Source organism: Hydrosulfovibrio ferrireducens (assembly GCF_046883345.1).
Taxonomy (GTDB): domain Bacteria; phylum Desulfobacterota; class Desulfobulbia; order Desulfobulbales; family Desulfurivibrionaceae; genus Thiovibrio; species Thiovibrio ferrireducens.
Window position 1 is genome coordinate 47,225 of record NZ_JALKCW010000025.1, and the last position, 26,333, is coordinate 73,557.

General features: G+C 58.3%; 26 protein-coding genes. 5 read left to right on the forward strand and 21 right to left on the reverse strand.

Going from position 1 to position 26,333, the window contains the following annotated elements:
- Window positions 1–5: 5 nt before the first annotated feature.
- The 5 genes from MWR57_RS12385 to MWR57_RS12405 all read right to left on the reverse strand — a co-directional run bounded on the left by MWR57_RS12385 (window position 6) and on the right by MWR57_RS12405 (window position 4,997).
- Entirely contained in the window at window positions 6–2,114 is a 2,109-nt protein-coding gene (locus MWR57_RS12385; RefSeq protein WP_423125136.1) for an HD domain-containing phosphohydrolase, read from the reverse strand.
- An 11-nt stretch (window positions 2,115–2,125) separates the two neighbouring features.
- Window positions 2,126–2,620 (reverse strand): prepilin-type N-terminal cleavage/methylation domain-containing protein, encoded by a 495-nt coding sequence (locus MWR57_RS12390; RefSeq protein ID WP_423125137.1) that lies wholly within the window; start codon window positions 2,618–2,620, stop codon window positions 2,126–2,128.
- Window positions 2,621–2,823: 203 nt separating this feature from the next.
- The gene (locus MWR57_RS12395; protein ID WP_423125138.1) at window positions 2,824–3,639 is read right to left on the reverse strand and encodes an ATP-binding protein; all 816 of its coding nucleotides are present in this window, start codon (window positions 3,637–3,639) and stop codon (window positions 2,824–2,826) included.
- Window positions 3,640–3,693: 54 nt separating this feature from the next.
- The gene (locus tag MWR57_RS12400) at window positions 3,694–4,233 is read right to left on the reverse strand and encodes a DUF502 domain-containing protein (RefSeq protein ID WP_423125139.1); all 540 of its coding nucleotides are present in this window, start codon (window positions 4,231–4,233) and stop codon (window positions 3,694–3,696) included.
- A gap of 227 nt (window positions 4,234–4,460) precedes the next feature.
- Window positions 4,461–4,997, reverse strand: a complete 537-nt coding sequence (locus tag MWR57_RS12405; protein ID WP_423125140.1) for a cytochrome c3 family protein — start codon at window positions 4,995–4,997, stop codon at window positions 4,461–4,463.
- A gap of 477 nt (window positions 4,998–5,474) precedes the next feature.
- Here MWR57_RS12405 and MWR57_RS12410 point away from each other — a divergent pair, with 477 nt between their 5' ends.
- Window positions 5,475–5,603, forward strand: a complete 129-nt coding sequence (locus tag MWR57_RS12410; RefSeq protein WP_423125141.1) for a hypothetical protein — start codon at window positions 5,475–5,477, stop codon at window positions 5,601–5,603.
- 86 nt (window positions 5,604–5,689) lie between these two features.
- Here the strand turns inward: MWR57_RS12410 and MWR57_RS12415 are convergent, their stop codons facing one another.
- Window positions 5,690–6,553 carry a deoxyribonuclease IV gene (locus MWR57_RS12415; protein ID WP_423125142.1) on the reverse strand — a complete coding sequence of 288 codons (864 nt, stop codon included), beginning with the start codon at window positions 6,551–6,553 and terminating at the stop codon, window positions 5,690–5,692.
- Window positions 6,554–6,679: 126 nt separating this feature from the next.
- The gene (locus tag MWR57_RS12420; protein ID WP_423125143.1) at window positions 6,680–8,644 is read right to left on the reverse strand and encodes a methyl-accepting chemotaxis protein; all 1,965 of its coding nucleotides are present in this window, start codon (window positions 8,642–8,644) and stop codon (window positions 6,680–6,682) included.
- A gap of 18 nt (window positions 8,645–8,662) precedes the next feature.
- On the opposite strand from MWR57_RS12420, the gene MWR57_RS12425 reads away from it, so the two are divergent.
- Window positions 8,663–8,980 (forward strand): hypothetical protein, encoded by a 318-nt coding sequence (locus MWR57_RS12425; protein ID WP_423125144.1) that lies wholly within the window; start codon window positions 8,663–8,665, stop codon window positions 8,978–8,980.
- Window positions 8,981–9,159: 179 nt separating this feature from the next.
- Here MWR57_RS12425 and MWR57_RS12430 read toward each other — a convergent pair whose 3' ends face one another.
- The 5 genes from MWR57_RS12430 to MWR57_RS12450 all read right to left on the reverse strand — a co-directional run bounded on the left by MWR57_RS12430 (window position 9,160) and on the right by MWR57_RS12450 (window position 13,277).
- Window positions 9,160–9,402, reverse strand: coding sequence for a sulfurtransferase TusA family protein (locus tag MWR57_RS12430; protein WP_423125145.1), 243 nt, complete (start codon window positions 9,400–9,402; stop codon window positions 9,160–9,162).
- Between the two features lie 93 nt (window positions 9,403–9,495).
- Entirely contained in the window at window positions 9,496–10,296 is an 801-nt protein-coding gene (locus MWR57_RS12435; protein WP_423125146.1) for a hypothetical protein, read from the reverse strand.
- Between the two features lie 425 nt (window positions 10,297–10,721).
- Window positions 10,722–11,270: a class I SAM-dependent methyltransferase gene (locus MWR57_RS12440; protein ID WP_423125147.1), complete on the reverse strand. Its 549-nt coding sequence runs from the start codon at window positions 11,268–11,270 to the stop codon at window positions 10,722–10,724.
- Window positions 11,271–11,410: 140 nt separating this feature from the next.
- Window positions 11,411–12,097 (reverse strand): hypothetical protein, encoded by a 687-nt coding sequence (locus tag MWR57_RS12445; protein ID WP_423125148.1) that lies wholly within the window; start codon window positions 12,095–12,097, stop codon window positions 11,411–11,413.
- Window positions 12,098–12,176: 79 nt separating this feature from the next.
- Window positions 12,177–13,277 (reverse strand): alkene reductase, encoded by a 1,101-nt coding sequence (locus MWR57_RS12450; protein ID WP_423125149.1) that lies wholly within the window; start codon window positions 13,275–13,277, stop codon window positions 12,177–12,179.
- A gap of 413 nt (window positions 13,278–13,690) precedes the next feature.
- On the opposite strand from MWR57_RS12450, the gene MWR57_RS12455 reads away from it, so the two are divergent.
- Window positions 13,691–15,052 carry a sensor domain-containing diguanylate cyclase gene (locus MWR57_RS12455; RefSeq protein ID WP_423125150.1) on the forward strand — a complete coding sequence of 454 codons (1,362 nt, stop codon included), beginning with the start codon at window positions 13,691–13,693 and terminating at the stop codon, window positions 15,050–15,052.
- Between the two features lie 165 nt (window positions 15,053–15,217).
- Here the strand turns inward: MWR57_RS12455 and MWR57_RS12460 are convergent, their stop codons facing one another.
- The 7 genes from MWR57_RS12460 to MWR57_RS12490 all read right to left on the reverse strand — a co-directional run bounded on the left by MWR57_RS12460 (window position 15,218) and on the right by MWR57_RS12490 (window position 22,730).
- Window positions 15,218–15,799, reverse strand: a complete 582-nt coding sequence (locus MWR57_RS12460; RefSeq protein ID WP_423125151.1) for a hypothetical protein — start codon at window positions 15,797–15,799, stop codon at window positions 15,218–15,220.
- A 125-nt stretch (window positions 15,800–15,924) separates the two neighbouring features.
- On the reverse strand, window positions 15,925–16,884 hold the full coding sequence (locus tag MWR57_RS12465; RefSeq protein ID WP_423125152.1) for an RluA family pseudouridine synthase: 960 nt from the start codon (window positions 16,882–16,884) through the stop codon (window positions 15,925–15,927).
- Between the two features lie 113 nt (window positions 16,885–16,997).
- A complete protein-coding gene (locus MWR57_RS12470) occupies window positions 16,998–18,470 on the reverse strand; it encodes an efflux transporter outer membrane subunit (RefSeq protein WP_423125153.1) in 1,473 nt (490 codons plus the stop codon).
- Between the two features lie 205 nt (window positions 18,471–18,675).
- Window positions 18,676–20,043: an ABC transporter permease gene (locus MWR57_RS12475; protein ID WP_423125154.1), complete on the reverse strand. Its 1,368-nt coding sequence runs from the start codon at window positions 20,041–20,043 to the stop codon at window positions 18,676–18,678.
- The gene (locus MWR57_RS12480; RefSeq protein WP_423125155.1) at window positions 20,040–20,768 is read right to left on the reverse strand and encodes an ABC transporter ATP-binding protein; all 729 of its coding nucleotides are present in this window, start codon (window positions 20,766–20,768) and stop codon (window positions 20,040–20,042) included. The genes MWR57_RS12475 and MWR57_RS12480 overlap by 4 nt, the downstream gene beginning before the upstream one ends.
- 7 nt (window positions 20,769–20,775) lie before the next feature.
- Entirely contained in the window at window positions 20,776–22,056 is a 1,281-nt protein-coding gene (locus MWR57_RS12485) for an efflux RND transporter periplasmic adaptor subunit (RefSeq protein ID WP_423125156.1), read from the reverse strand.
- Complete coding sequence (locus tag MWR57_RS12490) at window positions 22,053–22,730, reverse strand: TetR/AcrR family transcriptional regulator (RefSeq protein ID WP_423125157.1); 678 nt, start codon at window positions 22,728–22,730, stop codon at window positions 22,053–22,055. Before MWR57_RS12490 ends, MWR57_RS12485 begins: the two co-directional genes overlap by 4 nt.
- 161 nt (window positions 22,731–22,891) lie before the next feature.
- Between MWR57_RS12490 and rlmN the strand changes: the two genes are divergently transcribed.
- Entirely contained in the window at window positions 22,892–23,989 is a 1,098-nt protein-coding gene (rlmN, locus tag MWR57_RS12495; RefSeq protein ID WP_423125158.1) for a dual-specificity RNA methyltransferase RlmN, read from the forward strand.
- Here the strand turns inward: rlmN and MWR57_RS12500 are convergent.
- Both MWR57_RS12500 and MWR57_RS12505 read right to left on the reverse strand, forming a co-directional pair.
- Window positions 23,986–24,864: a radical SAM/SPASM domain-containing protein gene (locus tag MWR57_RS12500; protein WP_423125159.1), complete on the reverse strand. Its 879-nt coding sequence runs from the start codon at window positions 24,862–24,864 to the stop codon at window positions 23,986–23,988. The two genes, rlmN and MWR57_RS12500, sit on opposite strands and share 4 nt — an antisense overlap.
- The gene (locus tag MWR57_RS12505; protein WP_423125160.1) at window positions 24,861–25,028 is read right to left on the reverse strand and encodes a hypothetical protein; all 168 of its coding nucleotides are present in this window, start codon (window positions 25,026–25,028) and stop codon (window positions 24,861–24,863) included. Before MWR57_RS12505 ends, MWR57_RS12500 begins: the two co-directional genes overlap by 4 nt.
- 589 nt (window positions 25,029–25,617) lie before the next feature.
- Here MWR57_RS12505 and rnhA point away from each other — a divergent pair.
- The gene (rnhA, locus tag MWR57_RS12510) at window positions 25,618–26,322 is read left to right on the forward strand and encodes a ribonuclease HI (protein WP_423125161.1); all 705 of its coding nucleotides are present in this window, start codon (window positions 25,618–25,620) and stop codon (window positions 26,320–26,322) included.
- The last annotated feature ends 11 nt before the right edge of the window (window positions 26,323–26,333 follow it).

Here is a 26,333-nt window from a genome sequence, read left to right on the forward strand (position 1 = left end):
CCGTGTCATTGCCGCACGGCAAACAGGCAGGCCTGGACGACCTGGGGGTCTAATTTGCCTTCGCTTTCCGCCTGAAGAAGCTCAAACACCCTGTCCTGTACCCAGCCATCCCGATAAGGCCGCTCCGAAATGAGGGCGTCATAGGTATCGGCCACGGCAATAATCTTTGCCCCAAGGCTGATCGCCTCACCGTTTAAGCCAAGGGGGTATCCCGAGCCGTCGCAGCGTTCATGGTGTTGGAGAACAATGTGCATGGCCTCGGCAAATCCGGAAATCGGCTGCAGGATGCGAGCCCCGATAAGGGGGTGATTCTTGACGTGCTCAAACTCCTCGTCGGTAAGTTTTCCCGGTTTGTCGAGAATTGTGCTCGGAATGGCGATTTTGCCAATGTCATGCACCAGGGCTGCTTGATGGAGAGCGCTGATTTCTTTTTTGCTGCAGCCCATGATTTTAGCAATTTTGATGGCGAGGTCGGTTACGCGTTCAGAATGGCCGGCTGTCCAGGGTGATTTCGCGTCAACCGTGCGGGCCAAGGCTTGGAGGGCGCCCCAGTTGAGTTTCTCAAGGGTCTCGATAAGGTTGGCATTCTCCAGGGCAATGGTTATCTGGTCGGCTAACTGCCGGGCGTGGTTGCACTCGTCATCGCTCAATCCTCGCTGGGGGTTGAAGCTCAGATTGACCATGCCTCTGAGCTCGCCATTGGTTACCAGGGGAAGCTGGAGAATGGTCGGCAGGGGTTTGCCGAAAAAAGTTGTCAGATAGCGGGGGGAAGAGGCGTGGTCGGTGCGAAGAAGGTGCGGCTTTTTAACGAGCGGCATTTTTTCGGTGTGCGAGATATCAACGATCTCTTCCTCACGGGAGAGTTGTGCCTCCCCGGAGTAGGTAAAGGCGCTTGCCTGGCCTGATTGCTGGTCTTTGAAAAGGATGAGTTGGCTGGCTTCGCTATGGAGAAATTGGGAAAGACGACTCAGCGCTGTCTCGATGATCCTGCTTGTGCTCAGGGAAGAGAGAATGGTTCGGCTGATATCGGAAATGGTTTCCAGGGTGTTGAATTGACTGTCCAGCCGGCGGCCCATCGTGTTGAAGGATTGGGCCAGGGTTTCAAATTCATCCCCGCTCTGAATATCGAGCTCGTGGGTAAAATTCCTTTCGGCGATTTGAACGGTTGCCTCTTTCAGTTTCTCAACCGGAACCATATACCTTCTGATGAACACCATGCTGAGCAACAGAACGATCCAGAGCGATAAAAGCACGACCAGCGGAAATATTATCTTGAAATCCTGCAACGGGGCAAGCACATCCGCCCGTGCCTGCCTGAGAACCACGGTAAGGTTTGGGGCATTGAATCTTCCTTGCAGGTACAGGGGCCAGAAGCTGACAAGAAATGGATTTTCGTCGTCGGCCGTGTATTCGAACCGTCTTTCTTTGCCGCCTCCTGTTCGAAAGGCGAGTTCCTGAAGGAGCTGTGGACTTGTCGGAAAGGAGCTGGCAAGGATATCTCGGCCATGGTCGAGAATGCACAGTTCCGTCATCGGGGGCAGGATGTTTTCGTAGCCGATTCCCCAGAGATAGGTGGTGTTGATCCGGGCGATCAACACAGAGCTGTGTGGCGCAAAGGTGTCCAAGGGGACAACCAGGTACATTTCGGCCAGCCCGGTTTTTTGCTTTTTGGCCAGAATTTTGTTTTTGCCGTTTCTTGCCAACAAATCTCCGGTTGATTCAAGGGTGAAAGGAGCATTGCCAAAAAGTCGTTGCGGGTCAGCCCCATCTTTCACAAGGAAGAGCGCTTCATATCGTTGGCTGAGCCTTTCATGGAACAGTGTGTCAAAAAAAGCGGAAAAAGATTGTTGTGTTTTGTTTTGCATCAGGGTCATGGCCATGAACTGCATGTCGCTTTCCATGGACAAGAAACGTTCATATATGCTCAGGCCATGGGTTTTAGCCGACTGCTGCAACCGTTCAAGGCTCTGAATTTTAATCTGTTTTGTGACATGAATGAAGGTGAGGGCTGTCAATACGGTAAGCGGCAGCAATGCACAGCCAATAAAGAGAAAGAAAATCCTGCGGGCTATTTTGCTTTTCAAAAAAGTGGAGTCAAGCTTGGAAAGCTTCATATTCCATCCCGTTAGTATTGTGAGACAGGTCCGATATATGCACCATCATTGGCGAGGACAATGTCATCCCTGCTGGCCGCCGCGGTAAACGGGGCCTGGCTTTTGCCATCTTTCCCCATGCTGTACAGATCATAATACTGATTCACCGGCACCATGGAATGATCCTTGCGAAGTTTTCCTTTAGGGGTGCCGGCAATTGGCAGGTATCGATAGGGGTTGCCCCAGGGATCGCGCAGAGAGCCGAGGCCAATTTCAGCCAGGTTGACCGGGTAACGGTTATTGTCATTATGAAAGAATGAAATCTCACGGGAAAGCATGCGAATTTCAACCATGGCTTTTTGATTTTTCACCCGATCAATATAGCTGGAAAACAAAGGGGTGGCAATTCCCGCCAAGGTTGCAATGATTGCAATAACGATCAGGAGTTCGATAAGGGTAAACCCCTTGTTGCACACCACAAATTTTCGTTGCAAGAGGTGGTTGAGCATCATGGGCAGGGTATCCATGGCAAGAGCCCGGGCAATTTCCGTGCTTTTTTTGCTGAATTCACCGAGGGGAGTTTGCAACCACGGTATACATTCAGCCTATACCTTCAGGATGCGTAAGGCAAATGCTAGTTTTTGGCCTTGGGGTTGTTGCCAAATCCGGTCCGTTGCAGCATGCATATTTCCGGGGAGCGACACATTTTTCCGCCGTTTTCCTCTGTCCTCTACCAATTCGCCGCCGCTGCGGGCACGGCCGCGCGGTCGATGAGGCGGATGGCCCCATGCTGGCAAACGGGGCGGCAGACTCCGCAGCCATGGCAGGCGGCAACATCGATGTGGCATTTCGTGTTGTCGCGGTCAAAGCCGATGGCGTCAAAAAAACAGCGCGGGCGGCAGAGGTTGCAGCCGGTGCAGGCGAGCGGGTCGATTTCGGCCACGTACTCCGCTTTCCACATGGTGCGCGTCACCCCCAGGGTGATCTGGGCCCGGTAGGCCATGCAATCCTGGTCGCAGTTGCAGATCGCGCCGATGAAGGGGGTGTTGAAGGTCCAGACGCTGTGGGTTTTGCCTTCCTGATCGAGCTGGCGGATGAAGCTGATGGCCTGTTCCCGGCTCCAGTGCTCGAAGGCGGCGAAATCCGGCGCTTGGGCGAGGATCGGGGTAAGGTCCATGCCCACCCCGAAGCAGTAGCGTTTTTCGGCGCCGAGGGAGACCTTCCGGCAGACGCAGGGTAGCCGGACGATGTGCTCCACCTGCGAGAGAATCGCTTCCACATCCTCCAGCGGCACGATCTGGCCGAAGTGGGTTTTTTGCATCGTGCGGGAGAGGATGGGATAGGCGATGAAGCGGTAGATCCGGGGGAAGCGGCGTTGCCAGCGGGCAGCAGTGGCAACGTCATCCCGCAGCGACTTGGCAAAACCGCGCAGGAAGCGGACGAGGTTTTGCTCGGAATTGACCTGATGGAACACTTCGGCCGTGTAGTTGGCCATGTTCTCGTACCACTTTTTCCCTTCCCCATGCTGGGTGCAGAACTGGCACATACGCTCAGCTCCTGTCGGTTTCAGGTTGGCGGCCCAAGAAAAAAAGTCTGGTTCTTAAGCGGAAACCCCGCCGGAGACGATGAACTTCATGACCTCTTTCGGATTGGCGGTGAGGAGGGAGACTCTGCTCCGGTCGACGATGATGAGGTTGGCGGCAAAATTGTATGACTGGGGCAGGTAAACGGCTACGCTGTCGGCAATGCCGAGGGTATTGAGGTCTTCGCGGGTGATGAAACCCAGCACGCTGATCCGGCTGTCCGCATCAAGGGCGACGAGGACCGGCTTGTTGAAGCTTTTCTTGTCGCCGACAAAGGCGTCGATCAGGTCCTTGATGGAGGTATAGAGCATGGTCACCAGCGGCATTCGGGCGAACATCCGATCCACGCGGAGCATGATGCTGTTGGCCAGCAGGTTGGAGCTCACGAACCCCACGGCAAGGATGAGTCCGATGGTAACCAGAAACCCGATCCCGGGCACATCAAAGGAGAAGAACCCGTCGATCTTGGAAAAAATGATATAAATCATATAGAGCGTGGCCGCCACCGGCACGAGAAAAAGGAGGCCCTGCAGGAAATACTGGGTGATCTTATTCATGGTTCGGTCCTGTGTGTTGTGCTGGTTGCGACGGGAGTCCGGCTGCCCGGTGGAAATATACGATCGGCGCAGCGCCAAAGTGCAGGACCATCATAACGCTGCCGGAAAAAATTGCCACATCCCTGTTGCGAAGAAAGCATTGCTAGGGCAGGGATGCAGGCCCACCCGGCACGGGGAGCGAGTCCCGGTGGCCCAGAACCCGCTCCGTTGCCGGAATTGACAAAGGATCAACAGCCTTCGAGGGCTTTGGCCTTTTTTTGATGGCACTGGGTGCAACCGGTGGGGCCTGCCTTTTTTTCCTTATGGCAGCCCTGGCACAGGGCATGGGCCGCATCTTTTCCCAGCTTGTGCGGCCCGGGTTTTTTGTCGCCGTGGCAGACAACGCAGCCGTAAGCCTCGGCGTGTTTTTTGTGCGGGAGAATGACCTGACCATTCTTGTTGTCGATCACAATGCTTTCCACCGTGGTGGTAGGCTTGACTACCGCCTCCTTGACCTGGGCTGCCGTCTCTGCAACCTTTTCCACAACGGGAGCGGCTTTTTTCTCCACTGTGGCGATCTGTTGTTCGGCCTTTTCCGCAACCGTCTCGGCCGTTTTCTCCACCTGCTCGCTAACCGTCCCGGCGGTTTCTTTCGCCTTGTCCATGGCCTGCTCGACCGTGGGCATTGTCGCCGGGGGTGGCGTCTCGGCTTGTTTTTCCTCCTGGGTGCATCCCCAGAGGATCAGTCCCGCCATGATCATGCCAATACAGAGGTTTCGGTTCATTGTTGTCTCCTGTGGTTTGAGGAATGGGAAATGGAAGCAGCGTCGATTTTTTAGGGGAAAAATAGCTGTCCGGCCACATACTCCATGCTATCAGGCAACAACCGGAAAGGAAAGCCTTAGAGCTTGTCCGTAAATAATCTTTTCAGGGATCGCGCCGGATTGTGAGACGGATTTGGGTGGGACGATTGAGCAAAACCACAGGCGTAGCAGTGCTACGGCGAGGATTGTGCGATTGAGGCGCGGCCAAAGGCGGCCAAAAGCCGGATGCGAGCACCAAAGATTTATTTACGGACAAGCTCTTCAAGGTTAGAGAGCCCGGCAAAGGACGGGGAGCGGCGCCGGCAAGGCTTAGGCGCGATTTAATGCTTGAAAAAGTCGGCAAAGACTATAAGTTGCGAGCAGTGTAATTGTACAACGTACCAGCAGCGGCTTTCCGTTGCCGAAGAAATAAAAAACACCCCCGAGGAGGAATGCACGATGAGTGGACATGACGAACACCACGACGACCCGCACGGATACGGACACGATGAACCGGATGTTGCCGCCAAGGTAGGCGTCATTTTCATCTGCGTTACCGCGGCACTGTATCTCATCTACTTGTTCTAGCCTTCTCCGGCAGGGGGAAATGGCGGCGGAAGAAGGCACGGCCGTATTTCCCCTTTTTTGTTGTCCCGTTCCCGTTTCGCCCCCTCCTACAAAGGCTCTTGCCTGACAAGACTCCGCAGCAGTTGCAGATTCGCCCGGTCTTCGTGGAGATCCTCCGACTTTGGGGTTTCCAGGACCATGGGATGGTTGCTGAAGCGTGGGTCGTTGACCAGGTTGCGGAATCCCTCCACGGTGATCTCTCCTTGGCCGATATGGGCGTGGCGGTCGATCCTGCTGCCCAACCCTTTGCCGGCGTCGTTAAGATGGAAAAACTTAAGCCGCTCCAGGCCGAGCACCTGGTCGAATCTGGCCATGGTTTCGGCATATTTCTTGGGGGTGCGAATATCGTAGCCGGCCGCAAAGGTGTGGCATGTGTCGTAGCAGACCCCCAACTGCGCCGGATGGGTGGAATTGGCGATGATCGTGGCCAGTTCCTCGAAGCTCGCCCCCAGATTGGTGCCCTGGCCGGCGGTGGTCTCAAGCAGCACCATGACCTGCTGGCCGGTGCCAGCCTCGGCTAGAGCCCGGTCCAGGTTGGCGGTGAATCTGCGCAACCCCGCTTCGACCCCCTCGCCGAGATGGGAGCCGGGATGCGCAACCAGATATTCGATTTCCAGGGCAGCGCAACGGCGCAGCTCGTCGCGGAAGGCGGCGATGGACTTGCCCGTTGTTTCCGGATTGGGCGAGGCGAGGTTGATCAGGTAGGAATCGTGGGAGGCGACCGGAATACCAGGAGTTTGCCGCCGCCTGGCCTTGAAGGCCTCAATCTCGGCAAGATTCGGCGTCTTGGGCTGCCATTGCCGTTGGTTGGCGGTGAAAATCTGCAACGCCTGGCCTTCCACCTGGGCCAACCGGTCGAAGGCCAGGGCTATCCCGCCGCTGATGGACATGTGGGCGCCGAATCGGGGCATGGCTCATTCCTCTATTCCGTGAAAACGGGGGGCTCACGGGATACATGCTAGGTCGCCTCGGATCAACTGAAAAAAAGCCCTTGCCGCGTGGCAAGGGCTTAGACGAAAGACCCAACCCAGCGTCCCTTAAAAATCCTCGAAATCATCATCCGTTTCCTTCCGCTGGGGAAGGGCCTTGACGGAAGAAGGTTTATTTGCCGGCGCCGGTGCGGGTTTCGCCTCTGCACGGTCAAGCAGTTTTTGTTTGTTGGGCGGCCGCGGCAAGGAGGCCGCCGGCCTTCCTTCTCCCCTTCCTGCGGATTGAAGACTCTCCTCTCCGGAAACCAGGGCGGCAAGGCCACCGACAATCTCCTGCACGCGGCCTGCCTGTGCACTCAGCACTTCGGAAGAAGAGGCGGATTCCTCGGCGCTGGCGGCATTCTGTTGGGTGACGGAGTCGATATGCCCGATTGCCTTGTTGATTTGGCTGATGCCATGGGCTTGTTCTTTCGAGGCCGAGGCAATTTCGCTGATCAAAAGGTTGATGCGGCCAGAAGCCTCGGAAACCTCGGCAAAGGATTGATTGGTTTTGGAAACGAGTTCCGATCCCGTCTGGACCTTGCCAACAGTCCCTTCGATGAGGGTGGCGGTATTTTTTGCTGCTTCCGCCGCGCGCATGGCGAGATTTCTTACCTCGTCCGCAACAACGGCGAACCCGGCCCCGGCCTCGCCGGCCCGTGCCGCTTCCACCGCCGCATTAAGCGCCAGGAGATTGGTTTGGAAGGCAATTTCGTCGATGGTTTTGATGATCTTGGATGTCTGCTCGCTGGCCTTGGAGATTTCCTGCATGGAACCGGTAAGACGCTGCATGGATTCCCCGGCCTCGGTGATGGTCCGGCTGGCCTCCTTCATCAGGGTTTCCGTCTGGCTGGCGTTGTCTGAATTGCGGAGGGTCATCGAGGCCATTTCTTCAAGGGATGAGGAGGTTTCCTCCAGCGAGGCAGCCTGCTCTGAAGCGCCTTCGGCCAGTTGATGGCTGGTGCTGTTGATCTCCTGGGCGGCGGAGAGCATGTTGCCTCCGGCCTCGCCCAAGGTGTCGATGGTTTGATTGAGTCGGCGGGTGATTGTGCCCGAGGAGAAGAAGAGCAGCACCGAGAGCAGCGCAACCAGGGCAATCCCGCCGAGGGTTAAGCCCCATTGCAGATAGCGGATCTTATTGACCAGAGTGCTGGCGTCCCGGACATACACCAGAACCCCCTTGGTTTCATTGGCGAAATCGAGAATGGGCATGGCGGTTATGAGTCGTCCGCCGTTTTCCTCCATGCTGATTGTCGTTTTCGCGTTCTGGAGTATTTTTTCCGTGATAAACGGGTCGGTTTCGGTGGCGGCGGAACTGAATATCCTTGCCATGTCGCCCACAATGGGGGGATTCATCTCCTTGGCTTTTTTCGCGAATTCCAATTGGGAGGAAAGCAGGTAAATGGCCACATTGTCTGTCTCAAGGGCCTTGGAGGTTTCAAACACCTTGCCCATGGGCATCAAGCCTTCCACGGAGCCGAGATGTTCGCCGTTGGGACCGGTAATCGGAATGACGCCGCGGATGGCAAACCCCTGGTCGCCAACCTCGAGGCCGGAGACCTGGGTTTTTTCGTTGTTGGCCTTGAGAATGGTCTTGCGGAAGGCGGAAAGATCATCGCCGCCGTCCCGGTCGCCTGGCTTGCGCCAGATGCGGAGAAAGCTCTTGGCCGGGGGGAGGTGAAAATGAATTTCCACGGTCTTGAGACCGAGGGTTTTGGCGAGTTCGGCATGAATGGGGTCAAAACTTTTGCGCAGCATCCCGCGGCCTTCGGTCTCATTGCCTTGCCGGGCCAGCGCATAGGCCTCCTGCACGCCGGGAACCTGGGCGGAGAAGCCCGCTAAAACAAGGGATTGCTTCTTGAGGCTCTCAAGGCTTTTTTCCGTGAGTCCTGCCTGGCTTTTGGCAAGGGTCTGCAACTCGGCTTGCCACATGGTGTTCACCACCCACAAGGACACCGCCACCAATGATGTGATGGCCGCAGCCACCAGCGCCAGCGGGATACCCATTACCCTTGTCCGAAGCGAGAGTTTCATGGTGTTCAACTCCTTTCCTTGGAAAATCGGGTTGTTTGTCTTGATGGAATCCGAACAGTATCTAAACAATCGTTGAAAAAAAAAGAGAAGTCAAAAAAAAACGTCACGCTTCTCCTGCAGCTACCGGAGTTGAAGGGGGCGCAGGGAGAGTTTCCAGGAAGGGAAGCCACACGAAGGAAAGCGCAGCGCAGCATTTCCGGTTCAATCATTGATGCGGAGATCGTTGCCGCTGGCAGGCGCTACCGCTTCTGCCGGAGGATGGCGGCGATGATCGTGGTCCGCTGTGTGATGCCTGTTCGGATTGGAGGGGAAAAGAGTGATCCGGCGGGAGGGTGAGGGGAGGAGTTTTCCTGTGAAGGGGAAAGAGGGGCAGGCGCGGCATTCGTACATTCGATGTTTTCCCGTCCGGCAGGATGAGGAACCCCCGGCGGGAAAATGGACGAACCACCACCTGCCCCATGCTTTCAGGCCCGATGTGTTTTCGGTATTGTGCCTCAAGCTACAACAGGGGGCGGCTACCCCTTTTTGATATAAAAAATGAAAACTCCTTCATTTTCCTTGTTGCCCAAAAATTCATGGCCGCAGCGCGCACACCAATTGGGGAGGTCATTTTTGGATCCGGGGTCGGTGCCGAGAACTTCCAGAATCTGGCCCGAACCGATGGACTCAATGGCCTTTTTGGTTTTAAGCAGCGGCATAGGGCAACACATGCCCTTCACATCAAGGGTCTGGTCCGGTTTAACGATGGTGAAATCCATGCATTCCTCCTCTGAAGATTATATTAAAACCCCTCTACTGGCAAGACCACCCATGCGGGGCACGTTTTCATCATGCCCCGCATGGGTGAAGAATTATTTGTGCAGGTCATGGGCTGTCCCATGGCATTGACTGCACTGCGGGAAAGTCTGGTGCATGGCCGCGGCGTGCGGTTTTGCGCCATGGCAGCCCTGGCATTGCGGGATCATCCTATGCTTCTCCTGATGACAGGTGGCGCATTCCAGCTTGGCATGCTTGGCCGTGCTCTTTTTGAGTGTTTCATAGGCCGCGGCATGGCAGCCCGCGCAATTCTTGGAGGATATATCTGCCGGGTAGGTGACGTTTTTCGGCATGTGGGCCTTGTGGCAGGTAAGGCAATCTTTCTGCACCTGCCCTTCGGCATGGGGCGAATGGCAGTCGGTGCAGTTGGGGATAAGGCCGTGCCGTTCCCGGTGGCAGGTGGAGCAGGCCACGGCGGTGTGCTTGCTGACCTCCTGCTGCAACTCGGTCATTTGCTTGCTGTGGCAACTTAGGCACGGCTCGGTAATTCCCGAGGGAATCGTCACCACCAGCGGAGTATGCGGGTTGCTGTGGCAGCCGACACACCCTTGCAACTTGAAGTGGGGGGTATCGGCATGGCAGGTACTGCATTTCGGGATGATATCCTTTGATTTGGGAGGATGGCTGACATGGCAGTCCACGCAGCTTACTTTTTCTTTGTGCGCTCCCCCGGCCTTGGCAATATCCAGGGGCGCCTGGTCATGGCATTTTATGCAGTCTCCGGGAAGGAGTTCACTTCCCCCAGCAATGGCCTGCGTCCATGCCGCCGTGGTCAGGAACAGCCCCCCGGCAAGTAGTCCCGCCCAACGTCGTCCACCGTTTTCTAATCGCATCATTTCTATGTGTGCCTCTTGAAAAAAAATTCAGTGTGATTGTTCCTGTCTCCGGAAACAAAACCTCAACTCTCCCCCTGTCGCTCAGCAATTCCCATGCCATTGCAATCACCAGGGAGATTGTTCGCACAACCCCGCGCCAACCGCGGCTGTTGGCAAGAGGTGGTCCGCCGGCCGCCCGTGGGGCAGGATTCCGGCCCATCAAAAAATGACCGGTTCCGCGTCAGAAACTGTTGAGCGGAGAGAAACGGAAGGGACGCGACATATAAGGAGAATGGGAAGAATCGCCCAATCCGTTGTTTCCGGATTGGGCGAGGCGAGGTTGATCAGGAAGGAATCGTGGGAGGCGACCGGAATACCAGGAATGCGTCGCCGGTTGGTCCTTCGCCTGGGCTAAGCCGGGAAGGGGGGACAGGGTTTGGTGTATATCATTGCTTTGCAAACAGAGCCGCATGGCTCAAGGAGATGAGAGGCGAACCAAGATGTTTGAACCCTGCTTCATGGGCGATGCGCAGCGTTTTTTGGAATTCACCTCCGGTGACATGGAGCTTGGGCTCGGCCAGGAGGAGCTTGCCCGATTTTTTGAGGATCGCCTGGACCTGCGTGAGAAAGTTGAATTGATCCGGAGTTTCGTGCGCCATCCAGAACGCCAAGGCGAAATCAACTTCGTCGTGGTGGCAGATAGTGCTCGCATCGCAGAGCAAGGGGGTGATGCGGCTGGCGACCCCGGCTTTTGCGGCCCGCTGCATCAGGGTATCCAGCATCTGCTGTTGCAGATCAACGGAGAGCACCTTTCCGCTTTCGCCAACCATCCTGGCCATGGAGATGGAGAAATACCCCATGCCGCAGCCGAGGTCGGTGGCTGTCATCCCTTCCTGGAGATACGGGGCAAAGATCTCCTCCGGCTTGTGGAAGAGCCGCCGCAACGGATTGTCAAAGGCATAGGCCAGCCACCAGGGGCACACATGTTTTGCCATGGGGGAATCCCTGTTTCTATTTGGCGCCAAAAACCTTTTTTAATAAGGCAGTCGTCTGTTTTGCCGGGTCGGCATTAAAACCATTTTTTTCATGTGCGCATCCTCAGGAGGTTAATGGAGCCGGTCCCTTTGTGCATGGATTATTTTTTTTCTGAGACCAACACCTCGAGGCGTAAATTCTCCATGATTGTCAGGCATTTATCGTTATTTTTCACGTCGAGGTTTTCATCCGGCCCTACAAAAAAGAAGCCATGATTGGGGCGAGCGCCGGACATCCAATCCCGGACGGTCGAACTGACATTGATATTCCCAGTTGGCCAGTCGACATTCAAGTCCTCGCCTTGGGTTGTTGTGTTCTGTTGCCAGGGCTCAAGGGCAATAAAAACTTTTTTTACGCAGGTGCCTTCATTTGAGGCGGTATCCCCATAACTTTTTTGTGTTGAAGAATCCCATTTGAGATTCGCGGAGCCAATGCCTTTCCCTTGCAGCGCAGACAAATTAAAACCCACATAGCCCCTGTATGCGCAGTTTGCATATTCCCAGCATCGGCAAGGCTCAGTGCCGTGGTCATAGTTGTGGGAAAAGCCAACGATCGTTGAATCGTCCGCTGGCAATTGCACGGTGCAACTGGTTCCCATGGTTGCGAAACAGGCGCTGGGGCAGGGGATGCCTATGGGAGATGCCGGCATGGTTGCGTGTCCCGATTTGGATGTGGGAAAATAAAATCTCTTAGAGTCCGGTTTGATGGTTACGGTTTCCAGGACGCATCCAGACACAGTTACTGCGAGGATGCTCAATGCGGTGGAAATTGCGATCGATTTTTTCATGCCCCCTCCTTGTGCTAGTTCTTGATTCTTTAAGTCAGCCGCAAAGGAAAAAACAAACCGTCCCCCTTTTTTCTCAGCCTCACACGGAAGCAGAAGGGGCATACGGCAGGTAATCCGTATATCCCTTGGCCCCAGAGGTATACCACAGCGACATATCCTCGGCAGGGTTGAGGGGGTAATTGTTTTTGAAGCGTTCGGGCAGATCGGGATTGGTGATAAAAGGGCGGCCAAAGGCGATCATGTCCGCGGTGTCTTCGGCTAATCGCTGCTCAGCCGCTGCCATGGTGTAACCGCAGTTGCCGATGATCCTGCCTTGAAAAAGCGGCCTGAATTCCGCCAGGGTCATGGGCTCGCCCTTGCCGTGAAAGCCGAAGGCCAGCCCGTCCATGACATGGAGATAGCCGAGGTTGAATGTGTTGAGTTCCTTGGCCGCGTACAGATACGTTTCCCGGAAGTCGTCACTGCCCATATCGTTGAAAACCCCGTTGGGCGAGATGCGCGCGCCTACCTGCTCCGGGGCCCAGACCTCAAGCACCGCCTCGACCACCTCTTTGTAAAAACGGAAACGGTTTTCAAGGCTGCCGCCGTATTGGTCCGTGCGGAGATTGGTTTTCGGATCGAGGAATTGATTGATCAGATATCCATTGGCCCCGTGCACCTCAACCCCGGAAAACCCTGCCTCCTTGGCATTGCTCGCGGCTTGGCGGTAATCAGCCACGGTCGCCTTGATTTCCTCAACCGTCAGGGCGCGGGGAATTTCGTATTGCTTCTTGCCAAGCGGGGTGTGGATATAATCGCCGTTCAGTTGCACCGCAGAGGCGGAAACCGGGAGCGCGCCGTCGTGGAAATCGCTGTGCGACGCCCTGCCGCAATGCCAGAGCTGCAGAAACATGTGCGCGCCGGTGGGTTTGATCGTGTCGGTAACCTTCCGCCAGCCCGCGACCATCTCTTCGGTGTAGATGCCCGGTGTATCGTGCCAGCCGATGCCCTGCTCGGACACCACGGTGGCCTCGGTGATGAGCAGTCCGGCTGAGGAGCGCTGCCGGTAATACTCGGCCATCAATGCATTGGGCACCCGTGCCGACCCGGCCCGGGATCTGGTCATGGGGGCCATGGCGATTCTGTTTTTCAAGTGGAGATTTCCGATGGAGAGTGGTTCGAATAGCCTGCTCGTTTTCATGGCATCTCCTTTTGTGAGCCTGCTTGCCTGGCGTCTTTGGGGCGCAAAGCGTACTTTTGGCTCCTGCGCAACGGTTTTAAGCAAATTTTTAATTCAGTTTACCACAGATGTTGACGCGCCATCCATCTCAGGAAAGAGGGGTGCGTCCTTTTGTCGCAACAAGAAAAGAACGAAGCGGTCCGGTCTCTGGGGAAATTAGAAAAAAAGGTTGTACCCAAAGCATCCCGGCTAGGTTAGAAAGTAGTTCGGGCGCGATTCGGTTTTTTTAGAAGCCCCCCCAAAAGACGATTTCTTCTCCCCGTTTCCATCTTTTGTTGTTTCCGCGAACGGCGCGGGGTTGAACTTGTGGTTCGGCGTGTGCTTCGCGACAATATAAGTGGTGGGATGCCGAGGGGGCAAACAGGCAGAGGCGCATGATGGAGAGGGAACAACAGACACATCTTGAGCGACCATCGGCGGGCGGTGCGCTCGCCCGCTCGCTACTGTTTCTCCTCATGGGGGCGGGATTTGTCGCCCTCTATTATGTGGGCCTCCGCAATTATCTCCTCTTCCACAGCCTGGTGGAGATTTTCAGCATCGTCATTGCCTTTACCATCTTCATCATTGCCTGGAATTCCCGGGAACATCTGGCGGATTCCTATCTCTATCTCCTGGGAATTGCCTACCTCTTCATCGGGTTTCTCGACCTCATGCACACCCTTTCCTACAAAGGGATGCAGATCTTTACCGATTATGATTTCTATGCCAATCAGTTGTGGGTCGCCACCCGTTTGCTGGAAAGCCTCACCCTGTTGGCGGCTTTTTCCCTGGCCCCGAGGCGGATAACGTTACGTCCCTATGTGCTCGAGGCCGGTTATGCGGTGGTCACCGCCCTGATTCTGTTTTCGATTTTCCAGTGGCGGATATTCCCAATTTGCTTCATCGAAGGGGTTGGGCAGACACCTTTTAAGATCTGGAGTGAATTTTTTATCTGCGCCATTCTCGGCCTGGCCACCTGGTTGGCCTACCGGCACCGGCAGCTTTTTTCTCCCCAGGTCTTCGGCTATCTCATGATCTCCCTCGTGTGTACCATCCTGTCGGAACTATCCTTTACTTTTTACATCAGCAATTACGGCTTCTCCAATATGGTGGGCCACTACTTCAAAATCGTCTCTTTTTATATGATTTATCGGGCCATCGTGCAGACCGGAATTCGCTCGCCCTATCAGCTTGTTTTTAAGGAGCTGAAGGCCAAGGAGGCGGAGCTGGAACGCCAGGTCGCCATTGATGAACTGACCGATCTTTTTACCCGGCGGGCGGCCCTGGCCCTGCTCCAGAAGCACCTGAGCGCCACCCGGCGGGAGCTGAGTCCGCTCACCATCTGTTACCTCGATCTGGATGGCCTCAAGCAGATCAACGATACCTTTGGCCACGCCGAGGGCGACAGTCTACTCAAGGCCTTTGCCGGCCAACTGATCCGGGAGATGCGTGCCAGTGATTATGCCTGCCGGATGGGGGGCGACGAGTTTCTGCTCATCCTGTCCCATTGCACGGAAGGGGAGGCGGCGCGTTTGGTCGAGCGCATTGAGGCGCGGGTTGCCCAGGTGAACAGTAGTTGGAGCAAGGGGTATGCGCTGGCCTTCAGCTACGGTCTGGCCCAGTGGGCCGAGGGCGAGACCATGGCGCATCTGCTGGCGTTGGCCGATACCCGGATGTATGCCCAGAAGGCCCGGAAGAAAGAGAAAACAGCGTTGCGGACTTCGCCGGTCACCGCTGCTGCCTCGTTGGCCGGTTAGTTTCCGGGCGGGCCTGGATTGCGCCGGACCCCCTCTTTGTACCATCCCCACTCCGGCGGGAAGGCATCAAGAAGAGAGGGGAAGAAAAAACCAGGGGCGTGTCCCTGATTTCTGCTTTTCTTATCTCCCTCTCGCCCAGAAATGCCTCCCCCAATATTTCTTTTCTCACCTTGCCAAGAAGGTGAGGACCACCAAGGTATATACACTGCACAGCACCAAGATCACGCCCACTTGCTGGGTGTGGCGGAAAGTAAATTCATCCACGTTGTTATGCAAAATCTCCAGTGGTTTCAGCGCGTCACGCAATGAAATCCATTCATTGGCGGCGGATTCAAATTTGCGCAACAGGCTTGGGCGAAACAGCACGATCAGGCTGACGAACAAGGCAAGCGCCGCGCCCAATAGCGCGATCAATACCATTGTCTCAAAGAACATTCCACCGTACCCTGAACCGGCGCTGGTTGTATCAATCTGTACGCTGAAAAAATACAGGACATACATCGCCCCCGCTGACGTAACTAAACCGCTGGCGCGGCGATAACGGTAAAACCAAGAATCAGCATTGATGGGGATGTTTAACATTCTGTCGAAGGAACCCGTGGAAATCCAGCGGTTGGCAATCGGGCCCGCGCGCAGCAACCAGTGCGGTCGTAAAATCAAAATGGCACCGGCAAGCAAGCCGGCAACGCTGCCTGTCATAAGAAAGATCGGCAATGCGCTGAGCAGTACGGATTCGATGATGGTCATGGTTTGCTCCTTAGTTCAATGCCAGGGAAATCAGGGACACTCCTCGATTTTCGTGCGGTTGGTTTTCGCAGAGAGCGATATTGTCTGATAGGGTATGGAATATCACTGGAAAAGTAAACCGATATCTATTCCAGCAATCCCTGAACTGCCAGCGGCAAGGGGGCGAAAAATTTCAGCTCCTTGCCTGTTGCCGGATGGCTGAGGCGAAGGCTCGATGCGTGCAGCGCCTGGCGGGGCAGGCGGAGGAGGGCGTGGTCGGCCTCGCTCAGCCGGTCTTCCTGGAAACGGAGGAAAAGCTGCTCGTCCACCCCATAGAGCTTGTCGCCCACCACCGGAAAGCCCAGGTGCAACAGGGTGGCGCGGATCTGATGGCAGCGGCCGGTGTGCGGCCGTGCTTCCAGCAGGCTCAGGTTGGTGTCGTTTGCGCTCCAGATGCGCCGGAACTGGGTGCTGGATGCCACGGCGCCGGGCGGCACAGCGCATTGCTCCGGATAGAACCGCATCTTTTTGCGGATCGCGCTCTCCGGGTCCCCCCCCAGCCAGCCCGTGGCCTCCACCGTGCGTGGCGTGTCCGGGAAAACCCCTTCCACCACCACCTGATAGATCTTCTCCACACGGTGCTGGGCAAACTGCTCCTGGCACAGACGGGCCGCAGCCTTGTTCTTTGCCACCAGCACGAGGCCGGAGGTCTCCCGGTCCAGCCGGTTGATGAACCTTGGGTCGGCAAGTCCGTGCTGCTCCTTGAGCAGGGCCCAAAGGGTGTGGGCGAAGAAGCGGCCGCCGGGATGGCAGGGCAGGGGAGCGGGCTTGTTGATCACCAGCAGGTCGTCATCCTCGTGGAGCACGGTGTAGTTGGGGTCAACCGGGGGTTCCACCAGGGCGGGCATCAGGTAGACGAGCAGGTCGCCGGGGGCCAGGATGGTGTCCCCCCGCGCCTCGGCACCGTTGAGCAGAAAACGGTGGGCTGCCAGCTCCGCCTGCCATTCCTCCCGGCTCCGGTAGGTGAAGCGTTGGCTGACGAAATCGAGGAGCGGCTGGCCTGCCTGCTGGGACTGGATGCGCACCGAGGTTTTTCTTTGCATCATTGCTTGGTCATGTGTGACAAGCCCCTGATTTGGTTACAGCAGTCCTTCGACAGGCTCAGGACGAGCGGATAATTCATCGAAAGACTCGGGGGTGCAGTGTTGGCGGCTGAGAATCAATCAGTTTCCCGTTCGCCCTGAGCCTGTCGAGGGGCCGCCTCTTCCGTTTGCCAGCCGCCGCCCAGCGCCTTATACAGGGCAACGAGATTGGTGGAAACGGTGCGGCTGGACTGGGCCAGGGCATCCTCGGCGGTATAGAGAGAACGCTGGGCGTCCAGCACGGCGAGGAAATCGTTTTGCCCCGCGGTATAGAGGGAGGTGGCCAGTTCCACCGCGGTACGGTTGGCTGCCACGGCCTGGGCCATGGCTTGGCGATGCTCTTCCTCCTTGGTCGAGGCGATCAGGGCGTTTTCCACCTCCCGCAGGGCATTGAGCACTGTCTGTTCATAGGCCAGAAGCTCTTCTTCCTGGAGGGCTTTTTTCAGCTCCAGGTTGGCGCGGGTGCGGCCCATGTCAAAGAGCGGCCAATTCAGGGCCGGGCCGAGGGACCAGAAGCTGCTGGCGGTGTTGAAGAGTGCATTGGAATTGGTATTCTGGTAGCCGAAGGCTCCGGAGATGGTGAATTTGGGAAAGAGATCGGCCTTGGCCACCCCGATCCGGGCGGTGGCTGCATGGATCTTCGCAATCGCCCTGCGGATGTCGGGCCTGCGCAGGAGCAGGTCCGAAGGCAGCCCCACGGGCACCGTGGCCTGGGCCGCTGGCAACGGTGCCTCCGGGGTCAGTTCCGCCAAGAGGGCGGACGGTTCGCCGCCCAAAAGCAGGCTGAGGCTGTAAATGGTTTGCCGAACCTGCGCCTCCAGCAGCGGGATTTGTCCGGCCGTGGTGGCGGCCAGGGATTCCGCCCGCACCACATCGAGCTTGCTGGCAAAGCCCACGTTGAAGCGCTGGCGGGTCAGGTCGGCGGTGTGGGCCTGGGCCTTGAGATTCTCGCGGGCAATGGCGAGCCGCTGCTGCAAGGAGCGCAGGTTCAGGTAGTTGCTGGCCACCTCGGCGCTCAGGCTCACCAGCAGATCGTTGCGGTTTTCCATGGCCGCGTCGAGATCCGCGCCCGCTGCTTCAACTCCGCGCCGCAAGCCACCGAAGAGATCGATCTCCCACCCGGCATCAAATCCTGCCTGGTAGAGATTGCCGGTCGTCACCTCGCTCCGGGTCGAAGATGCCGGGGTCCGGCTGCGGGTAAGCGAGGCATTGGTGTTCACGGTCGGGCCGAGGTCCGCCCCGGCGATGCCCATGGAGGCTCGGGCTTGGCGGATACGGCTTTGGGCCATGCGCAGGTCCAGATTGGCCTGCATGCCCCGCTCCACCAGGGAGGTGAGCTGGGGATCGTTGAAGATCGTCCACCATTGGGCCAGGTTTTGTTCCGCTGTGGGCGCTGCCTCGGGAGCTGCGGGGACTGTGGGCGCTTGCCCCAGCCACTGGGAGGAGACCTTGGCCTCCGGGCGCTGAAAATCAGGGCCAACCATGCAACTTGCCAGGAGGGGCAGGCAGAGGCAGAGGGCCAGGGAGGTTCGGTATGGTTTGGGGATCATGGGGATGCTCCTTATAATAAAGATGTGCCGGGAGGTTGGCCCGGTCATTATTTACACAATAACGGTCAGCTCGGAGTAGGGAAATAAGGCTAAACCCCGAACGGTAATTGTTTAGCAGTGCCGTAGCTGCTAGGCAGAAGCCTGCGATGTGTGCTAGTGCACATGAGCAGGCTGATAACAACGCAGATGCGGTGCTGCTAAACAATTATTCATAACGCAGGGCCTCGATGGGATCGAGCCGCGAGGCCTTCCAGGCCGGATAGAATCCGAAGATGATTCCCACCCCGGCCGAAACCAGCACCGCGGTGGCAATGGCCGCGGGCGAGGTCTCCACCGGCCACTTGAGCAGGAACCGGACCAGCAGGGAGCCGCCGTGTCCGAGGACGATGCCCATGGCCCCGCCGGTGAGGCAGAGGACCACGGCTTCCACGAGAAACTGGCGGAGAATGTCGCGGCCCCGGGCGCCGACAGCCATGCGCAGCCCGATCTCCCGCGTCCGTTCGGTAACCGAAACGAGCATGATGTTCATGATTCCCACCCCGCCCACGACCAGGGAGATCATGGCCACGGCCAGGAGCAGGTTGGTCATCAGCTTGGTGGTGGTGGAGAGGGTGCGGGTCAGTTCGGCCATGTCGCGGAGGTTGAAATCATCCGGTTCGTCGGCACGGATGCGGTGCCGTTCCCGGAGCACCCCGGAGATCTGCTCAATGGCCAGGGGAATCTCCGCCGAGCTGTTGGCGGCGAGCATGATCTGGTCGATATTGGCAAAGCGCACCGGCATGGGGTTGTTGGCCTGCTGGACAGCGGAGCGTTCCGGATAGAGGCTGCGCTGGGCCGTGGGATAGAGATTGGACAGGGTATTCACCGAGTCGCTGGCAACCGAGGCACTCTGATTGGCGGTGGAGGCGCTCGCGCCGGTGACCCGGTATTTGATGGTGGTCCAGGGCGCGAGGATGACATCGTCCTGGTCGAAGCCCATCATGTTGGCGCCCTTGGGGCTCAGCACACCGACCACCCGAAAGGCGATGTTTTTGATCCGGATCTCCTTGCCCACCGCGGATTCACCATCGAACAGTTCCCGGACCAGGCTTTGGCCCAGGATGCAGACCCGGTTGCCGTTTAAGACATCCCGGTCGTTGAAGGGCTCGCCCTCGGCCAGGATGGACCAGTCCTGCACGTCGAGATAGGCCGGGGTCGTGCCGTAAATGGCGTTGGGTACCCAGTTGCGGTTGCCGTACACCACCTGGGTGCGGGCCCGGACCATGGGCGCGGCGTTGCGTACGGCCGGGCATTCCCGCAGGATGGCCTGGCAATCTTCCGGGGTCAGGGTGGTGGTGGTGCCCGCGCCGAAGGAGACTCCGCCGCTGGAGGCGGTGCCGGGCCGGATCACCAAAACATTGGCCCCCATGCTGGCAATGGTTTTTTTCAGAGCGCCCGAGGCGCCGGCGCCGATCTCCATCATGGCGATGACCGCGCCCACGCCGATGACGATGCCCAAGGTGGTGAGCATGGCCCGCATGGGGTTGCGGCGCAGGGTGCGGAAGGCTGTGCGTGCAGTGGTATACATCATCATGGCGCGCTTTCCGGGTTTTTTGGGTTTGGCTCGGCTGCAGGGGGGGCATCGCCCTGGATCACCCCGTCGTCCATGCGGATCACCCGGTTGGCGTGTCCCGCCACCTTGGGGTCATGGGTCACCATGATGATGGTGATACGGTCCTCGGTGTGGAGCCGCTCGAACATCTGCAGCACCTCTTCGCTGGTTTTGGAATCCAGGTTGCCGGTGGGCTCGTCGGCAAAGAGCACCGGCGGGCGGTTGATCAGGGCCCGGGCGATGGCCACCCGCTGCTGTTGGCCGCCGGAAAGCTGGGAGGGATGGTGGTCCAGCCGGTCGGCCAGCCCCACCTTGGTCAGCATCTCCGCGGCCCGCTCCCTTGCCTCGCGTTCGCTCAAATGCTCGGCGCCGTAGGAAAGCGGCATGGCCACGTTTTCGATGGCGCTGGTTCTGGCCAGCAGGTTGAAGCTCTGGAAGACAAAGCCCAGCTTGCGGTTGCGAAGCAGGGCCCGCTCGTCGGCGGAAAGCTGGGAGACCTCCTGGCCCTCCAGCCAGTATTCGCCCGCACTCGGCCGGTCCAGGCAGCCCAGGATATTCATCAGGGTGGATTTGCCGGAGCCGGACGACCCGGTGAGCGCGACCAGCTCCCCCTGCCGGATGGCTAAAGAGATGCCTTTCAGCACGGGCACCGCGATGTCGCCCATCTGGTAGGTCTTTTCGATCCCGCGCAGGGTAATGAGTTCCATGGCAGCCCTATTTGGCCCCGCTGTTTTTCTTCCCGGCGCCGAACTTGGGGGTGAAGGGGCTGCCGCCCGCGCTCCCGTTCTTGTCGGCCTCGGACATCCGTATCCCGGTGATGACCTGCATCCCCTCGCGCAGCTCCGTGCTCTCCACCGCGGTGTTGATCCCGTCGCTGGGCCCGGTTTGGACCTCGATCCTGCGGGGGTTCTGTTTCTCGTCCAGCACCCAGAGGCTGCCGCCGGCCGGGCCCTTTGCCGAGTCTGGCCCCTTGCCTTCTTTTTTCGTGCGGCCCTCGCTCTCGCCCTCCTTGGCAGGCGGGTTCCAGCGCAGGGCCGCGTTGGGCGCCTGGAGTACATTCTCCAGCTTTTGCAATTGGAACAGGACATTGGCGGTGAGATAGGGCAGGAGCCGGCCATCAGCGTTATCGGTGGATATCTCCACCGTGTAGGTCACCACGTTCTGGGTCATGGCGGCGTTGAGCCGGATCTTGCCCACCTCGCCCCGGAAGGTTTCATTGGGGAAGGCGTCCACCGTGAAGGTCACGGGCTGGCCGGGGTGGATTTTGCCGATATCCGCCTCGTTCACCGCCACCCAGACCTGGATGCGGGTAAGATCCTTGGCCAGCAGGAAGAGGCTCGGCGCATTGAGGCTCGCCACCACGGTCTGGCCGATGTTGACCCGCCGGTCGATGATGATGCCCTTGACCGGCGAGGTGATGGTGCAGTAGCCGAGGTTGCGTTGGGCGCGCTTGAGCGCCGCCTCGGCCTGGCGGATTGAGGCTTCGCTTACCGCCACCTGGGCCAGCGCGGTTTTATGCGCTGATTCGTACCCCTCATAACTGGATTGCGACAAGGCTTGGGAGGGGCCGAGCTGCTGGGCCCGCTTCCATTCCTGTTCGGTTCTGAAAAGATCCGCCGTGGCCTTTTGCAATCCGGCCTTGTTCGAGAGGAGCTGGGCCTCGGCCTGGGCCACGTCGGCAGCGTAAAGCGAGTCGTCGATCCGGGCCAGCACCGTGCCCGCCTCGACCAGCGAGCCGTAGTCCACGGTTTTGTCCTTGGCGTCCGTGCCAAAGGAGACGATCCGCCCGGCAACCTGGGCGCCGACGTCGATGACCTCTTCAGGTTCCACGGTGCCGGTGGCGTTGATGGTAACCACCAGATCCCCGCGTTTGAGCTCGGCGGTCCGGTAGGCAAGACTATTTCCCTGGCGCCGGGTAAGCTGCCATGCGGCCAGGCCGACGAAAAGCAGCACGGCGATGAGGGCGATGAGGGTTTTTCGGCCGGGGTGTTTCATGGGTCAACCTCTGTGTGGGATTGTTGCGGCTGCCGGCGGCGGAGCGCACTGATTCCGGCCAGGCTGAAGCGGGTGACATGGTCCGCCAGTTGCTCCACATTTTCGAGCAGGGGTTCAAGGCCGGTGGTGGGCAGACCCTGCACGCTCTTGCGGCACCGGGCGTGGAGCAAGGGGCCGAAACACTGGGCCCGGATGGACATGGCGCAGAGCTGCACTTCCTGGGAGTCGGTTTTTTTGTCCAGCAATTCACAGACCAGGAGGGAGAGGCCTTTGAATATCTGCTCCATTGATTCTTGCGTGGCCGTGGCCAGGAGACCGGTGGGATTTGCCATCTCTTTGTGGAAGATGTCGAAATCATGGCTTTGCGGGTCGATGATCCTCCGCATGATTGCCCGGATCCGCCCGTGCAGACGTTCTTCCGCCGGGGCCTCGGCCGGGATGCCGCCATCCGGGGGATAGATGCTTAACGATCGGGTGAAGGCATAGCGCCAGCTCTCTACATACAGGGCTTCCTTGCTGCCGAAATGGTAACTGACCGCGGCGGTGTTGGCTTCCGCCTGCTTGCAGATCTCGGCGATGGTCGTCTCCCGGAAGCCTTTGGCGGCAAAGATTTCGCCTGCTGCCGCCAGCAGATTCCGGCGGGTTTCCTGGCCGTCGCTTCGTTGTTTTCGCACGGGATAGGTCCTTTAAGATAAGTTAAATGTATATTTGATTTATTTGCCAGGCTGCGTCAAGGATTTTCGAGCGGGGGCGCATCAGTGCGCGTGTGTCGTTTTTCGCGAGGGCATCATTTTTTGAAACAGGGAGGGAAATATGGTACAGAGGGGGCATGGATATGGAACACAAAGAACAGAGTGCGCACAGGCAGGATACTAGCTCGCCGCAGGGCGGGCCAACCGATCTGCGCGATCTCAGCCTGGAGCGGTTGGTCGAGTTTGTCGCGGGGCTGGGGCTGCCCGGCAAGCGGGCCAAGCAGATCTTTGCCCGGCTGCACCGTCCCGGGGTTCTTGATTTTTCCCAACTCGGGATCAGCCGGGAGGTGACAACCCTCCTGGCCGAGCATGCCGCCATGAGCAGCCTTTCCCCGGTTGCCGTGGAAAAATCGGCGGACACCACCGAAAAATTCGCCTTCCGGCTCGAAGACAACGCCATGATCGAGAGCGTGCTCATCCCCGAGGACGGCCGCCATACCCTGTGCGTTTCCTCTCAGGCGGGCTGCGCCATGGGCTGCCGCTTCTGCCTCACCGGGGGGTTGGGCTTTGTCCGCAACCTGCGCCCCGCCGAGATCGTGGGCCAGGTGCTGGCCGTGATGACCCATATGGTTGCGGGCGGGATCGAGCGGGCCACGCCTCGGGAGCTGCTCAACAATCTGGTGTTCATGGGCATGGGCGAGCCCCTGGCCAATTACGACAACCTGTTGACTGCGCTCAAGATCCTCATGGACGATCATGGCCTCGGCTTTTCCGAGCGGCGGATAACGGTCTCCACCTGCGGCCTTGTCCCGCGCATGGACGATCTGGGCCGGGATATCCGGGTCAATCTCGCCGTGTCGCTGCACAGTGCCGATGACGCGGTCCGCAGCAGTCTGATGCCGGTGAACAAAACCCATGGGCTGGAAGCGCTGCTCGCGGCCTGCCGCAGGTATCCGCTGGGGAAAAAGAAGGTGATTTTATTCGAGTACATCATGCTCAAGGGGATCAATGACTCCTTGGCCGATGCGCACCTGCTGGCGGAGAAGCTGCAGGGTATCCCCAGCCGGATCAACCTGCTGCCCTACAACGGCTCCGGGGATACGGAATTCTCCTGCCCGGACGGAGCGCAGACCCTGGCCTTCCAGAAGGTACTGCGCGAGGCGGGGTTCAACACCTTTATCCGGCAGAGCCGGGGCGCGGATATCTCCGCGGCCTGCGGCCAGTTGGCTGGTAAGATTTAGAAGGATTGCCGGAAGGTGCAGCGGCGGCAGAGGGATTCTGTAAGGCGGCGCTGGGAAAAGCCGGTGCGCATGGCCTCGGCGCGGGGGTTGGCGCAGATTTCTGCAAGGGATTGCGCGTGGATGTTGCCCAGGGGGATATCCGCCTGGGCATCGAGGCAGCAGGGCACCACGGTGCCGTCCACCAGGATGGCGACATGATCCTTGAGCCCCCGGCAGGTTCCCTTGTCGCCCAGATCCGGGGCCGGTCCATGGGGCCAGGTGAAGCGGGGGTTCTGGCTCAGGAAAACCTTGGCGGCCAGGGTGAGGCCGTGGCCTGGGGTGAGTCTGTCGGCAAGCGGTTCGGGCAACCCGAAAAAATCCTCGAGCGTCTTCAGGATGGTCTCGTTGGGGGAGGGAAGATTGGTGCTTTTGGGCGGCAGATTCCAGAGCCGCAGGCTGATCAGCAGCCCGGTTGCCTCGGCTTCCCGGATAAAACTCAGTATTTCTGGGAGATATCCGGAAATGGTTGGGTCGCCATCCTGTTCGCTGAAGCTGTGCAGCGAGATGTTGACCTGGCGCAGGGCAGGGCTGGCCAGTAAAAGTTCCCGGCGCTGGGACAGCAGGATGCCGTTGGTGGTCAGATTGACCTTGAGACCGTGTTCCTGGCAGAGAGCGAGGATTTCAGCGAGTTCCGGATGCAATAACGGTTCGCCCAGGACATGCAGGGCAAGGTAGTCGGTGTACCCCCCTATTGTCCCGAGGATGGCGCGGAAATCCTCCGGCCGCATGAAGGCTTTGGCCCGGTCGCTCCGGAGGCAGAAGCTGCAGGCAAGATTGCAGCGGTTGGTGATCTCGATATATATCTTCTTGAATTTTTTCAAGGAGAGCGGGATCAATCAAAGATTTCGATGTCGCCGTGTTTGCATTCGGAGCAGCGGAGCATGGGGTCGATTTTTGAAAAGGCCACCCGCCACCCCTCTTTGGTGATGGTCTCGGCGAACTCCTCTTCACATTCGGAGCAGAGCCAACGGTCGCCTTGGGGCGTAACAAAGAGTTTCATTCTTTTCACCTGGTTGCGAAGGTAATGGGAGCATCGCCATTTGCTGCTGTGTGGCGATGGTGTATTCTTGCTTGGGCAACATAGTTGAAATTATGGAATGCGGCAAGAAATCAGTATGTTCATTTCTTTGCTTACCCAAAGAAACGAACCAAAGAAAGGGCACCCGTGTCCCTTGTCCCGCCGAAGGCGGGATGCCCGGAGTTTATGCCCCGCATGGGGTACTCCTCGATGCTGCCGGGGCTTTGCAAACTCGGCTAACGCCTCAAACAGTGCAAAGCCCTTTTTCGGCAGCCTCTCCGGTGCTCGGCGGCGTGTCAATGGGATTTTTCCTTCCCTCCCCCATTTGTCCTGCCGCGCCTCGCAGACGGGGGCGGAAAAGACGCGGAAACTGTTTGAGGGCGAAGCCCGAGTTTTTCCGCGTCCCGCCCTCGGCGAGAAGTAAGGGAAGCCCGCAGGGCCAGGACTGGTTGGGGTGCCTTTTTCTTGTTTCTTCTTTTGGGCACGCAAAAGAAGAAAGAGAGAACGGCAGAAAGGTCATAGTTATATTCCCCGGATTTTTGGGCGGAATCAAAAAAAGGACAACCCAAACATGGCAGCAAAGAAATTCTACGCAATCCTGGCCGGGCGAGTGCCTGGCATCTACGATAACTGGCCCAAGGCCCAGGCCCAGGTCACCGGCTTTCAGGGCGCCCGATTCAAGGGCTTTGTCACCCGGGCCGAGGCCGAGGCCTGGCTGCAGAATCCCACCTCGGGCCAGGGCAGGCCAAGTAGCGCCAAAAGCACGGTTACATCCGGGCCTGCGGCAGGATCGGACACCTCCCCCAAGGAGGGCGTGGTCTGCATCTACACCGATGGCGGCGCCCGCTACAATCCTGGGCCGGGCGGGTACGGCATCGTGCAGATCTACAACGGTCAGCGCAAGGAGCTGTCCGGCGGCTTTCGCTTGACCACCAATAACCGGATGGAGTTGATGGGCTGCATCGTGGCCCTGCGCGAGCTGGAGCACCGCGACAAACCGGTGGCCCTGTATTCCGATTCCAGCTATGTGGTGAACGGGATCAGCAAAGGGTGGGCCAAGGGGTGGCGGAAACGGGGCTGGGTCAAGGCGGACAGGCAGCCTGCGGTGAATCCCGATCTCTGGGGCCAGTTGCTGGACCTCGTCGAGGGGCTGGACATCACCTTCAATTGGGTCAAGGGGCACAATGGCAATCCCTTTAACGAGCGTTGCGATGAACTGGCCGTGGCCTCGGCCCGCCAGCCGGATCTGCCGGTGGATGTCGGATACAAGGGCTAAAGGGTAGAAAA